Raw genomic sequence first — 13,812 nt, forward strand, 5'->3', positions numbered from 1 at the left:
CATGTCGATCTACATCAACAAAGACACCAAAGTCATCACCCAAGGCATCACCGGCAAGACGGGCCAGTTCCACACCGAGAAGTGCCAGGAATACGCGAACGGCAAGAACGCCTTCGTGGCCGGTGTGAACCCGAAGAAGGCCGGCGAGTCGATCTTCAACATCCCGATCTTCGGTTCGGTGAAGGAAGCCGCCACGCAGACCGGCGCCACCGTGTCGGTGATCTACGTGCCGCCGGCAGGCGCCGCGGCCGCGATCTGGGAAGCCGTCGAGGCCGACCTGGACATGGCGATCTGCATCACCGAAGGCATTCCGGTTCGCGACATGCTCGAAGTGCGCAACAAGATGAAGGCCAAGGAAGCCGCCGGCGGCAAGAAGACGCTGCTGCTCGGCCCGAACTGCCCCGGCCTGATCACGCCCGACGAGATCAAGATCGGCATCATGCCCGGCCACATCCACCGCAAGGGCCGCATCGGCGTCGTGAGCCGCTCGGGCACGCTGACCTATGAAGCCGTGGCGCAACTGACCGAGATCGGCCTGGGCCAATCGTCGGCGGTCGGCATCGGCGGCGACCCGATCAACGGCCTCAAGCACATCGACGTGATGAAGGCCTTCAACGACGACCCCGAGACCGACGCCGTGATCATGATCGGCGAAATCGGCGGTCCCGACGAAGCCGACGCTGCCCGCTGGTGCAAGGACAACATGAAGAAGCCGGTGGTCGGCTTCATCGCCGGCGTGACCGCGCCTCCCGGCAAGCGCATGGGCCATGCCGGCGCGCTGATCTCGGGCGGTGCCGACACGGCCGAAGCCAAGCTCTCCATCATGGAAGAGTGCGGCTTCACCGTGACGCGCAACTTCTCGGAACTGGCCAAGCTGCTCAAGGGCAAGCTGTAAGCCACGGCGTTCGCGCCCAGCAAGGTCCGTAAAGAGACCTCATACGCGCAAGAAAGAACAAGACGCCCGCAATCCGATTGCGGGCGTTTTTTTCACAAAAACAAAGCGGGATCAGAGACATGGAACTTCTTCAAAGCACGGACTTCTGGATCGGCCTGATCAAGATCGTCTGGATCAACATCATCCTGTCGGGCGACAACGCCGTGGTGATCGCCATGGCGGCGCGTTCGCTGCCGCCCGAGCAGCAGAAAAAAGCGGTGCTCTTCGGCTCCGGCGCGGCCGTCGTGTTGCGTATCGTGCTGACGGTGGTGGCGGCCAAGCTGCTGGCGCTGCCGTACCTGCAGATCGTCGGCGGCCTGCTGCTGCTGTGGATCGGCCTGCAACTGCTCGGCGAGGAAGACGAGGGCGACGGCGACTCCAAGGAGTACGGCAGCATGATGGCGGCCGTGCGCACCATCCTGCTGGCCGACCTCGTGATGAGCCTGGACAACGTGATCGCGGTGGCGGCCGCCGCGCAGGGCAGCATGGTGCTGCTGGTGCTGGGCCTGGCGATCAGCATCCCGCTCGTGATCTTCGGCAGCACGCTGATGATCAAGCTGATGGAGCGCTTCCCCATCATCGTGATGCTGGGCGCGGCGCTGATCGGCTGGGTCGGCGGCGAGACCATCGTGAGCGACGTGTCGCTGCGCGAGGTGCTGGCGGCCAACCCCTGGCTGCACTACGCCGCTGCCGCGGCCGGTGCGCTGTTCGTGGTGGCGGTGGGCAAGCTGCTCCAGCGGCGTGCCCACGCGGCCGCGGCGCAGCACTGACGGCGGAAGCCACCACCGGGCTGCCGCTTCGCCGACACTTGCGACCATGGTAGGTGTCGGCACTTCCCTCTTCTCGACCCGTCCCCCGCTCTCGTGGGAGTTCGCGGCGCTGACCGACGTCGGCCGCGTGCGCGCCCACAACGAGGACGCGGTCCAGGTCGATCCCGTGCTCGGGCTGGCGGTGCTGGCCGACGGCATGGGCGGCTACAAGGGCGGCGAGGTCGCCAGCGCGATGGCGGTGTCGCTGGTGCATGCGAACTTCCGGCGCTGGTACGTGCAGGCCGGTCCGCAGGCGCCGGCCCGCGTCGTGCGGCGCGCGCTGCAGGCCGCGACCGACGAGGCCAATGCCGCCATCCTCGACGGCAGCCTGACCAATCCCAACCTGCAGGGCATGGGGACCACGCTGGTCCTGGCCGCCTTCGGGCCGCACCGCGTGATGGTGGGCCACATCGGCGACTCGCGCTGCTACCGGCTGCGCAACGACAAGCTCGAGCAGCTCACGCGCGACCATTCGCTGCGCCAGCAGCAGCTCGATGCCGGCGCCATCACAGCCGAGGAAGCGCTGTCCTCGCCCAACCGCAACCTCGTGACCCGCGCCGTCGGCGTCGAGGCCCAAGTCTTGCTGGAAATGCATGAACACACGGCCAGGCCCGACGACCTCTATATGCTGTGCTCCGACGGGCTCAGCGAAATGGTCCCAGACGCCCAGCTTTTCACGCTTCTGACGAGACAAGACGGTGGTATTGAGTCCAAGGTATCACTTTTGGCAAACATCGCCAACGAAAATGGCGGACGGGATAACATTTCTGTCATCCTGGCCCGGGCCAGCCTGCCACGCGCGGCGGCCTGACGCAGGCGATGGGGCGGCGGATGCATCCGCCGCGTCGTCGTCGGCCCCGCGACAATTGCAATCAGGGAGTCGGCAGTGCCGAGAATGAGTATCTCGATCGATGGTGTCGTCATTCGGGAAGTGACGCTCGCGAAGGACCGTACCACCCTCGGGCGGCGCGCCTACAACGACATCGTGGTCGACAATCTCGCGGTGAGCGGCGAGCATGCCGTTCTGACCCTGCGCGGTGGCGATGTCCAAATTGAAGACCTCAACAGCACCAACGGCACCTACGTCAATGCAGTGGCCGTGCAGAAGCGGACGCTCAAGGACAACGATGTCATCGAGGTCGGCGGCTGCCGCATCCACTACCGCGCACGCAGCGTCGCGCCCGCGGCCGGCACGCCGGTCCAGGTCGTCGTCGGCACCGAGTCTTCCGCCCCCATTCCGCTGTCCGCCGCGCCCACCGAATCGGGCGCGCTGGTCGAGCTCGGCGTGCCGGTGCTGCGCGTGCTGGCCGGCGAGAACGCCGGGCACGACCTGCCGCTGCAGAAGGTCGTCACCACCGTCGGCAAGCCCGGCGTTGCCGTCGCGGTCGTCACGCGCCGCCGCCAGGGCTACGTGGCGGCGAGCGTCATGGGCGCCGTCCTGCTCAACGGCGAGCCGCTGGGTGTCGAGGCCGTCGCGCTGCACGAGCGCGACCTGCTCGAACTCGGCACCCTGCGCCTGCAGTTCGCGCGGGTCTGAGCCGCGGGTCTTCCGTCGGCGAACCGGCCCCGATTCCGATCCCGGTTCCGGTTCCGGTCGATCATGAGTGCATTGCGGCGCCACTGGGCGCGCATCGCCGTCACCCTGCTGCCCGTGCTGCTGGCGCTGGCGCATGCCACCGGGCTCTGGCACGCCGGCATGCTCGAGCGCCTCGACCACCTGATCTACGACGTGCGCCTGCGCGCCACCATGCCGGGCACCTTCGATCCGCGCATCGTGATCGTCGACGTCGACGATGCGAGCCTCGCGCGCCAGGGGCAATGGCCGTGGCCGCGCGACAAGGTGGCGCGGCTCGCGACCGAACTGCTGTCGCACCAGCAGGCCAAGGTCGTGGGCTTCGACGTCATGTTCGTCGAGCCCGATCGCAGCTCGGGCATCGACCGGCTGCGCGAGCTGGCGGACGGCCCGCTGCGCGGCATCCCGGGGCTCGCCGGCGAGGTCGAGAAACTCGCGCCTTCGCTCGACAACGATGCCGTGCTGGCGCGCACGCTCGCCGGTCGGCCCGTGGCGCTCGGCTACTACTTCACGCAGGCCGAGACGCCGCGCGCCCGCGGCGCCTTGCCCGCCACGCCGCTGTGGCCCGCCGACGCGCTGCCCGCGAAGCAGGGCTACACCACGCACTGGAACGGCTTCGGCGCCAGCCTGCCGGTGCTCGCGCAGGCCGCGCCCAGCGGGGGCTTCCTCAACACCCTGGTCGGCGAGAGCGATGACGGCGTGATCCGCAGCGTGCCGCTGATCGCACGCTACGACGGCGACCAGGCCCGGCCCGGCTACTACGAGTCGCTCGCGCTGGCCGTCTACCGGCTCGCCAACGGTTCGCCGCCCGTGGTGCCCGCACTGGTGCCCGACAGTCCGGTCGCGCAGCTCGAGTCGCTGCGCATCGGCGAGCTGCGCGTGCCGGTCGATCGCAACGCCAGCATGCAGGTGCCGTTCCGCGGACCGGGCGGAAGCCGCGGCGGCTCGTTCCGCTACGTGGCGGCCGCCGACGTGCTCGAAGGCCGGCTCGCGCCCGAGGAGCTGAAGGACAAGATCGTGCTCGTCGGCGCCACCGCGCCGGGCCTGCAGGATCTGCGCGCCACGCCCGCGGCACCTTCCTTCGCCGGTGTCGAGGTGCATGCCAACATCGTCTCGGCGCTGCTCGACGACCGCCTGCTCGCCGTGCCCGACTACGCGCCCGGCTACGAGGTGCTGACCGTGTTCATCGCCGGCATCGCGCTGGCCATCGGCCTGTCGCTGCTGCCCGCGCTGCGCGCCGTGGCCTTCATGCTGGCCGTGGCCGCGCTGCTGGTCGGGCTCAACACCTGGCTCTACGTCGCCCACGGCCTGGTGCTGCCGCTGGCCTCGACGCTGGCCATGGTCGCGCTCGCCTTCCTGCTCAACATGAGCTGGGGCTACCTGGTCGAGTCGCGCGCGCGCCGCGGCCTCGTGCAGCTCTTCGGCACCTACGTGCCGCCGCAGCTCGTCGACGAGATGCTGGAGCGCCCCGGTCACTACAGCATGCGCGCCGAGAGCAAGACCATGACCGTCATGTTCTGCGACATGCGCGACTTCACGCGTTTCTCGGAGCAGATGTCGCCGGCCGAGCTGCAGGCCTTCCTCAACACCGTGTTCAGCCGCCTCACCGACGTCATCACCGCGCACCGCGGCACCGTCGACAAGTACATGGGCGATTGCGTCATGGCCTTCTGGGGCGCGCCGCTCGAGACGCCGGACCACGCCAGCCTCGCCGTCAATGCCGCGCTCGACATGGCCGAGGCCGTGCAGGACCTCAACCGCATCCACCGCTCCATCGGCCGGCCCGAGATCAGCATCGGCATCGGCCTCAACAGCGGCGTCATGAGCGTGGGCGACATGGGATCGGCCGCGCGGCGCAGCTACACCGTGGTCGGCGACGCGGTCAACCTAGCCTCGCGCCTCGAGGGCCTCAGCGGCCACTACGGCGTCGAGATCGTCGCCAGCGGCGGCACGCGCGAGTTCGCGCCGGCCTATGTCTGGCAGGAGCTCGACAGCGTGTTCGTCAAGGGCCGGGCCCAGGCCGTCGCCGTGTTCACGCCGCTGGCCGTCGCCCTGGACGAAGCCGACGTCGTCGCCGTGCGCGAGGCGCACCGGCTCGAGCGCTGGGCCGAGGTGCTGGCCGCCTACCGGCGCCAGGACTGGGCCTTGGGCCGAAACTTGCTGGACCCCCTCCTCGTGGCCGATGCCAAAAAAGTCCTTTACCAGCTCTACGCGCAGAGATTAGCCTCGATGGCGTTGCGTCCCCACGACCCGTCGTGGGACGGTGCGACCCGGTTCGAAACCAAATGACAGACACAGACAAGGGGTCTCTCACAATGCAGGTTCGTGTGCTGGGTTGCTCGGGCGCCATCGCCAAAGACTGCCGCACCACCTCCTTCCTGGTCGACACCGACCTGCTCGTCGATGCCGGCACCGGCGTCGGCGACCTCACCCTCGAAGAAATGGCCGGTGTCGACGACATGGTGCTCACGCACTGCCATCTCGACCACATCGCCGCTCTGCCCCTGATGCTCGACGCCGTTGGCGGCCGCCGCACCCGGCCGCTGCGCGTGCATGCGCTGCGCGCCACCATCGAGGCGCTGCGCGCCCATGTGTTCAACAACATCATCTGGCCCGACTTCGAGAGCATCCCGAGTCCCGAGGCGCCCTTCGTCACCTTCCACGACATCGCCGTCGGCCAGACGCTGCTGCTCGGCAGCGCCACGCCCAAGCGCATCGAGGTGCTGCCGGCCGTGCACACCGTGCCCGCCTGCGGCTTCGCCGTGAGCCGTGCCGACGGCGGTGCCCATTGGGTCTTCAGCGGCGACACCGAGCGCAACGCGCCGTTCTGGGACCGCGTCAACGCGCTCGAGGTCGCGATGCTCGTTATCGAGACCGCCTTCAGCAACCGCGAACAAGCCTTGGCGGAACGCAGCCTGCACCTGTCGCCCACCATGCTGGCCGACGAGCTGGCTCACATCGAGCCCGGCAAGGACTACCCGATCTACATCACCCACACCAAGCCGGCCGAAACCGAGGAGATCATGAGCCAGATCGAATCGCTGGCCGGCCGGCAGGTGCCGGGGTTGGCGCAACGGGACATCCGCTGGCTCAAGGCGGACGGCATCCTGACCTTCTGAGCCCGGCCGCGCAGCACGGATGGCATGACAAATTTGTCACCATGTGTCGCATCTTGATACATCTTCTGTCACATGCAGTAACGCCAATGTGGTCAGGGGTGACGCGTTAGGTCGCTGACGGGACGTCAAAACGGGTGGCACGGATGCTGCGGAAGGTTCTCCGCTCCGGGGGGAGGACTCCCGGGAGTGACAACCAACCCAACCAACCTGGAGTTAGTGAAATGAACCGTCGTTCCATCGCACGCAATGTGCAGAAGGGTTTTACCCTTATTGAATTGATGATCGTTGTGGCGATCATTGGTATCTTGGCGGCTGTGGCGCTGCCGGCTTATCAAGATTACACGATTCGTGCAAAAATCTCGGAGGCTATTCTCGCTGGTTCTGCTTGCCGCACTAGCATTACCGAAACGGTTCAAAGCACAACGGGTGCATCTTTGCCTGGAGATAACGCTTGGGGCTGCGAGCAGGGCAACTCAACGAGCGCTGCTACTAAGTACGTTCAAAGTGTGGAGACTACGACCGGCGGTATTATTGTCATTACCACATCGGCAGCTCCGGATCTGAAGGGTGCGGCTAGCAAAAAGATTTCGATGACACCTTCGACAAGCGCAACAGCGGTAACTGCGCCTACGGCGGGCTCGACGATTAATCGCTGGATTTGCGGCCCCGATGGCGGTGGTAACGGAATCGACGCAAAGTATCTGCCCGGCTCGTGCCGCGGCTCCTAAAAAAATTTAAAACAACAAAACGGCGTGCTTGCACGCCGTTTTTTTTATGGAAAAGTTATCTCGCTACTCAATGCTTTGGTTGGGATGGGTGCTCCCCTTGGCATATCTTGCTCCAAACCATTACTCGCCTTGGGTTACATTTCATCAAGAAATGCTGGCGGGAATTGCCTTTTTGCCATTGATTTTTGCCTCTCTTGTTGATTGGGGCAGGCGACAAAATTTCCCATTAATCTGGTGGGCACCTTTTCTCTCTATTATTCCCTTGACTCAAATGGCGGGCGGGGAGATCTTTTATTTCTCGGATGCTCTCGTTCCAGGGCTGTATTTGCTGGGATTTGGCCTGCTGCTTTCTTTCGGAAACGGCATTCCTTCTATTAAAAACTCAAGTGATGCAATAGAGTTTGCAACCCCTATATTTTGCGCGATTATTTTTTCTGGGGTTGTTTCTTTATTTTTTCAAATCCATCAGTGGATGAATTTGGGGTGGCTTGGAGTTTTTATTGTCGATTTAAAGCCGGGAGGCCGTCCTTATGCAAATCTCGCGCAACCCAATCAATTGGCAACTTTATTTCTTCTAGGGCAATTGAGTTTGCTTTGTTTGTTTGAGCAAAGAAAAATAGATGCCGCACCTGCTTTGCTAATAGCGGCTTTGCTTTCTTTTGGGACGGGAATTACTCAGTCTCGAACTGCTGCGGTGTCAACTATTATTATTGTTATAATTTGGCTTGCGTATCAAAAAAAAATCCCTACAAGATTCAATTTCAAAGGGTTATTAATTCCTATTTTTGTTTATTGTTTTGCATTCTTTGGGTGGAAGGAGATAAACGCTTCCCTTCTAATTTTTGATACTCTTGGGGTTTCCCAGGAACGTTTCAACAAAGAGGCAAGGCTTAATATTTGGCCTCAAATGATTGACGCCGTTTTCCAATCCCCGTGGACAGGTTATGGCTGGAATCAAGTTTCCATTGCGCAGCAACAGGTCGCCGAAAATTATCCTCCGCTGCATTTATACTTAGAGTCCGCACACAATATTTTTATTGACCTTATGCTTTGGGTTGGCGTGCCAGCGGGAATTGGAATTGCAGGCGGTTTTGTTTTTCTTCTATGGAAAGGAGCAAAAAAAATTCGAACCCCAAGTGAGTTGGCCATATTCTTAATGCCGATCGCTGTGGTTATTCACTCTTTTTTTGAATATCCTTTGAGTTATTCTTATTTTCTTTTTCCGATCGGGTTGGTGGGCGGGATTTTAATCAGAGATTCTCGAATTTCCATGGAGAAAAATGCCCGAACCGAAATGCTTTTTCTGCAAAAATTTTTTTTTATTGTTTCGCTAATTGGCGGCGCGGCAGTTTTTGTTTTGATGGCGGAGTATTTAAAGCTGGAAGAGTCTTGGCGGCAATTGCAGTATCAGGCTGCAAAAATAGGTGAAGTGGAAGAGATTCGTCTTCCTAAGACATATTTGCTGACGGGCCTTTACGAATTGAGCTACATGGCGCAGCTTGTTCCAAAAAAAGCAATGTCGGAAAAAGATATTGAAAGGTCGCGCCGAGTTGTGGTTCGATATGGATGGGGCAATTTGCTATTCAAGTATGCATTTATCGGAGGGTTGAATGGAAGAAATAAAGAGTCGAGTTGGGCCTTGAAAATGTTGTGCAAAACGAATTCTGGAAAGTTTTGCGAAAAGGCAAAAAACAGTTGGCGTGAACTGCGAAAGGAATTTCCGCAATTAATTGACGTTGATTTTCAAGAAGCGAAGAAGTAATAAGCTCACTCGAGCCCCGAAATAGGTGAAAAGCTTGAGAAGACCTTATTGGCCTGCTGTAGAGCGTCTAGAGATATTTCAAGCAGCGCAGATGTGTGGTACTCGCGCAATCATGGTCTGCAAGTGGTCGACTCGATACCTCCGATGGTGCGGCGGGTTTGCTTAACAGGTCCTCTTGACTTAGGAGACCGCCTTGTTCCAGCGAGCCCATCCGATACTTGCTATCGTGGAACTGTGTCGCATGGCTAGGCGCAGCCCTGATGAGTTGCTGTGCATTGACGTCAAGGAGCTAGGGCACTTTGACAAGGTTAGCCGTCGTACGTTAGATCGCATTCCGTGCACACCAACGTCGGCTGAGACTTCTTGCAGGCGATCCAGCGCTGCATGGTCTTCATGCAGGCGTATCTCCAAGAGCGCAAGCTCTGCGCCAAACGTTCTTGTTTCGGTATGTGGGTGTGTGACGGTCGACCTGCTATTGGCCGGCAACGGCATGGTTTCGTGGCGGCTGTCTGGCGAGAAGGCCTCGAATTGGCATCACTCAAAAGTTCATCGAGGCGGGGTCGTACCAACGGCAAGGTCGTACGCTTCGCACAGTGCGCTTTGTGTATGTGGGCCCGCAGGCAAACTTACACAAATTTCAATCAAAGAGAGCTACGAAGGCCTAGCGTCGGCCGTGCTACGGCATCAACCTCGCGTTGCTGTTTCGCGCCTTCTCGATGACTCCAAAGAGCTTGTTGATACTTCACTTCAGCCAGTGTAGGCCTAGGAGTAGGGTATTGGCTCGGAGTCACACATTGCGAGCTCCGTTCTGTCGATACTGCGGGATCAAGATAAATTGTTGTGAACGCGAATGTATGTCGCATCTGCAACGCAGGTCTGCCGAGAGGTGTCACATCGCTTAGCCTAAGAGATTTGGCATACTGAAGTATTCAGTTTGTGAGCTCCCTCCACGAAGTCCGCTGTGGCGTAATGCTCGAACTGGTGCTCGACGGTGTTCTCACCAATGAAGTCGTGCCATCGCTAAGCTGCCGCAAAAGCCGTAGCGTCCCATCTGCCAGCTTCACGAAACTCTGCCCCACGATCACGGAATTTGCGCTGACGAGCGCTCCCGCTTTGTTCTCGAGTGCCGCACCGCTCGCTGTGTTGAGCAGATAGTTCCAGGAGCTGCCGCCAGAACTGCATGCATCGCCAGTAGGAATTGCCGTCGAGATTGCAAGAACGCTGCCCTGGAGCGCGATGTCAACAAATATCCGCTCACCTGACTGAGGCAGATCCACTTTCCAGCCGTTCTGAGTCGTCCAGTTGACCGGGTTGCTGGTGATGGTCGCTTCCTTGTTCGACACGGTAATCGTTTGTTGGACCAGCGTGGTGCCGGCACGAACATCGCCCAAGCCCGTGCTTGCAAGCGAATCCTTGATGGCGTAGATGCTCTGCTGCGTCGTATTGGTGATATCGCCCGTGCTCATATAGCGTCCGGTACCGATGACGACGACCGGTTTGCCATTCACCTGTGTCAACCGAGGGCGCGTGGTGATTGGCTGTGCCGTCGTTCCATTGATCAGGAATTGAGCCAACAGCATTGCCGAGTTGTAGGGTTGCGTCACGCCGTCAATATCGAAGCGCCAAAGATTGCCCAGTTCATCGCCGCCGTAGAAACGCTTGGATGTGTTGTCCGACTCCTGATCGATCCACCCATTGATCTTCGACAGTCCGCTCGGCGCGGAAGTGCTGCCCACGCCCGTGCTGATGTCCGCGCGAGCTCTCGCACCCGTGTTGGCGTTGAGCACGAAAAGCCGCCCCACTCCGTCGCCAGGGCTGACGTTGTTGTAGCCCGACGCGAACGCCACGACCCACGTGCCATCCGCGCGCTTGGTGATGACGGGATTGCCGAAAGTCAGTCCCAAGTTGTCGTCGGTGAACTCCCACAGCGATCGCGGATTCTGCGGGTCCGTGATGTCGAGCGCGTAGTAGCCACGCCCGCCCTTGCCCATGCCACCGACGAGAATCGTCTTCCAGGCGTTGCCCACATAGATGTCGCCGACCACCGGGGCACCGTCGACCATGTAGTTGTGCTTGTTCGCATAGTTCGAATCGGCCAGGCGGTAGAGATTGGGCACCACGGTCGTGGGCACGTAGGCCCACAACTCGGCGCCGCCATCTGTCGTGTCGGCGGAGATCGCATGCAGCATGCCATCATTGGCTGCCACATAGATCATGGGCTTGCGATTCCTGTTGTTCCGCACAAAGTCGGTGTAGCCCGCATCTGAATAGCCGAAATCCGGTTTGCTCACATATCTCGGGGCGCCGTTGATGATGTCGCCCAGCACCCCTGCGCGAACGCGATACAGCGCTGCAGTGCTGCCGATCGCAGTGTTCGCTCTTTCATTGCTGCGGTCGCCACGGAGAAAGTTGACCAGGTTTGTTGAACTGTTGGCCAAAGCTTTGTCAGCATCGCTCAAGGTCTGACACTGAGTCACCCCTGTGTGGCTTGCGTTTCCGCACAGGTTGAAGTGATCGCCTAATCCATCGGCGGTGAGATTGGCGGAGGTGAACGCGCCCAGCGCACTGGTACTTGAGCGGCGGTAGTAGATGGTGCGCGCGGTGTACGTCGTGCCGGTCAGTTTGGTCTGCGCAGACCATGTGGGGTTGGCACTGATCGTGGCGTTCGTGCCGTCCAGCGAATAGGCCTTCAGGTCCCCCGTCCAGGTTCCGGTCGTGTAGCTCGCGCTATAGACCTGATTGTTGTCGCCCGCCACGAGTTCAAGCGTGCTGGTCGTTGCGGCGGCGGAGGAACCCGTCACTTCCTGGATGGCGCTCACCACCCCGCTGATGGCTTCCGCAAGCTGCGTTGCATTGAGCGCCGAATAGTACTGGCCACGACCGTTCACTGCGGCATGCCAGAGATCGTCGATGTTGCGGGCGTCGCCGGAGTTGCCCGAGATGTTGACGGTCTCGGGGACGGGCCAGTTGGTCGTGCCATTCGTCAAGTCGACATAGGACCCCGAGGTCTGCGTGAGGTAGTTGCGGTCGTAGGTCAACGTCCCGCTCACGCCCAGGCCGATGGTGAACGTGGTCATGTGCTGATGTCTCGCCGTATCGCGGCCAGATGTCGGAACGATGTCGCTGCAGACGTTTTGCGAGATTCCCGAGCTCGTCGAAGTGCAGTTGGTTGAGCGCAGGTCTGTCTTGTAGTAGTACGCGGCCACGTCAGCCAGGGAGTTCGAAGATCCCCCGGTGGAGTTGGTAGTCGAAGTCACGGTGGAGTAGACAGTCCCTGGTCCCGCGCTCGAAGCAGCCGTGAGTTGTGGAGACGTTCCAGGGAGTACATAGGTGCCCGCTCGGCATGTACCGCTGTTGCTCGACGGCGCCGCGGCCTCGGGCGTCCATGTGCTGTTGTCGGTGGATGTCTGGTCCGTGGCCCTCACCCTGTAGGGGCTGTTATTGTTGTTGCAGCTGTTGGCCCCTCTGGTGCCGACCTGATAGGCCGTTCGGCTGTAGGTAGTGGTCGTCGTTGTGCCATCGAACAGGGGCCTTGCCTCCGTGCTGTCCTGATTGCCCACGTTGTTGCCATCCAGATCGAGGGCGGTGTAGCTGTTGCCCTCCGTCGCGCCTGGAGAGCCGCCCTTGTTCCAGTAACCATCGGTGGAGAGCAGCACGAAATTGCGTTGGCAAGCGTATTGGACCGGGTCGTTGGCTTCGGTCTGGCCGGAGAGGCGACGCCCGTAGTACCGGCCGATCTTGGAAAGCGCGCCGCGCAGAGGCGTACCGCCCGCTGCCGCTGCGGCATACAGCTTGGTATAGAGCGTCGTCTTCTGATCGCCGGTGAAGTCGCCAACGGGTTGGAAGCCATCGGACGTCGTCACCGTGGTGCTGCTGTTGATGGTCGAGAAGCCGAGGCGGTAGCCGTCGTCCAATGCCGCGAAAGCGCGGCCCACGGCGGTGCGCATCAGCAGGGTCCGGGTGCGGTAATACGAGTACCAGTTCGCGTAGTTCTGAGCTTCGCTCGATGTGCTGATGACGGTGAAGGTGTCGAACAGCGCGGTGCCCGAAGAGCTGCCGGTCTTGTAGTTGCACTCGTTATAGAACGTGTCCTGGACCACGTCAGCGCTGGTGTACCGCCAAGCCATCTTGGCCCTCGTTCCCTTGTACTTGTAGTACACACTCCCCGTGAGGCGACTGAGAGTCCAATCCTTCGTGGCAGCCGTGCCGGTGGACTGGGTCACGTTGAGCACCATCGTGTACGTGAAGGTGCCAGAGCCCGTGGTGGTCAGCGTGGTAATCGTCCCGATCATGGTGGCGCCCGACGACGTCACGGACACCAGACTTCCGACATCGATTCCCAGGTCGCTCTTGTAGGAGGTGCCGCTGAAGACGAAGGTCTTGCTTCCGGTTCCTGGGGTGATGTTCGCGGTCGTGGTCAGGGTTCTGCTTGCCGCCACCCCATTCAGATTCGTGGTGCTGCTCGACGAGCTGAAGCCGTCCTGCTTCGCCGCCGTGAAGGAGCTGTTCACCATCTCCGCCCCGGCCGCATCGAGCGGCGGCTTGTAGGTGATGCTCGGATCGTAGGCAACGCCGTTGCACTGCGCGCTTCTGAATCCGAAGGTGCCCGTGTCGCTCATCTCGTCGGGCATGTACTCGCGAGCCATACTGCCCGAGTCGTCAAGCACGAACATCAGGTTCGGCTTGGCGTGTGCGTTGGGACTGGTGATCAGCGGTACATCGGAAATTTCCGTGGCATCGCTGCGAACGGTGAAACCCACTGCGCCCAGCATCGTCAATGCCGCGGCAGCGATGAGGCCGATCTTCCTGCCGCTAGCACGAAGAGGGTTCCGGAACGTGGACGAGAATTGATTTGGCATGGTTGCGACTCCCGGTGCGAGAGCTTTC

At 61.1% G+C, this 13,812-nt stretch carries 9 protein-coding genes; 8 read left to right on the forward strand and 1 reads right to left on the reverse strand.

Annotation, left to right across the window (positions count from 1 at the left end):
- Position 1: 1 nt before the first annotated feature.
- The 8 genes from sucD to AC07PU_RS25605 all read left to right on the forward strand — a co-directional run bounded on the left by sucD (position 2) and on the right by AC07PU_RS25605 (position 8,925).
- Complete coding sequence (gene sucD, locus AC07PU_RS25570) at positions 2-895, forward strand: succinate--CoA ligase subunit alpha (protein WP_431510808.1); 894 nt, start codon at positions 2-4, stop codon at positions 893-895.
- Positions 896-1,014: 119 nt separating this feature from the next.
- On the forward strand, positions 1,015-1,704 hold the full coding sequence (locus AC07PU_RS25575) for a TerC family protein (protein WP_093351495.1): 690 nt from the start codon (positions 1,015-1,017) through the stop codon (positions 1,702-1,704).
- Between the two features lie 46 nt (positions 1,705-1,750).
- Entirely contained in the window at positions 1,751-2,554 is an 804-nt protein-coding gene (locus tag AC07PU_RS25580; RefSeq protein ID WP_495321401.1) for a Stp1/IreP family PP2C-type Ser/Thr phosphatase, read from the forward strand.
- A 75-nt stretch (positions 2,555-2,629) separates the two neighbouring features.
- Positions 2,630-3,280: an FHA domain-containing protein gene (locus tag AC07PU_RS25585; RefSeq protein WP_093351487.1), complete on the forward strand. Its 651-nt coding sequence runs from the start codon at positions 2,630-2,632 to the stop codon at positions 3,278-3,280.
- A 63-nt stretch (positions 3,281-3,343) separates the two neighbouring features.
- Positions 3,344-5,605: a CHASE2 domain-containing protein gene (locus AC07PU_RS25590; protein ID WP_495321402.1), complete on the forward strand. Its 2,262-nt coding sequence runs from the start codon at positions 3,344-3,346 to the stop codon at positions 5,603-5,605.
- A 26-nt stretch (positions 5,606-5,631) separates the two neighbouring features.
- Positions 5,632-6,435, forward strand: a complete 804-nt coding sequence (locus tag AC07PU_RS25595; RefSeq protein ID WP_093351479.1) for a 3',5'-cyclic-nucleotide phosphodiesterase — start codon at positions 5,632-5,634, stop codon at positions 6,433-6,435.
- Between the two features lie 221 nt (positions 6,436-6,656).
- The gene (locus tag AC07PU_RS25600; protein WP_495321403.1) at positions 6,657-7,163 is read left to right on the forward strand and encodes a pilin; all 507 of its coding nucleotides are present in this window, start codon (positions 6,657-6,659) and stop codon (positions 7,161-7,163) included.
- Positions 7,164-7,191: 28 nt separating this feature from the next.
- A complete protein-coding gene (locus tag AC07PU_RS25605) occupies positions 7,192-8,925 on the forward strand; it encodes a PglL family O-oligosaccharyltransferase (protein WP_495321404.1) in 1,734 nt (577 codons plus the stop codon).
- 929 nt (positions 8,926-9,854) lie between these two features.
- On the opposite strand, the gene AC07PU_RS25610 is transcribed toward AC07PU_RS25605, so the two are convergent.
- Positions 9,855-13,784, reverse strand: a complete 3,930-nt coding sequence (locus tag AC07PU_RS25610) for a pilus assembly protein (RefSeq protein ID WP_495321405.1) — start codon at positions 13,782-13,784, stop codon at positions 9,855-9,857.
- Positions 13,785-13,812: the final 28 nt, after the last annotated feature.

The sequence above is a fragment of the Variovorax sp. GW821-FHT10D07 genome, assembly GCF_059415325.1.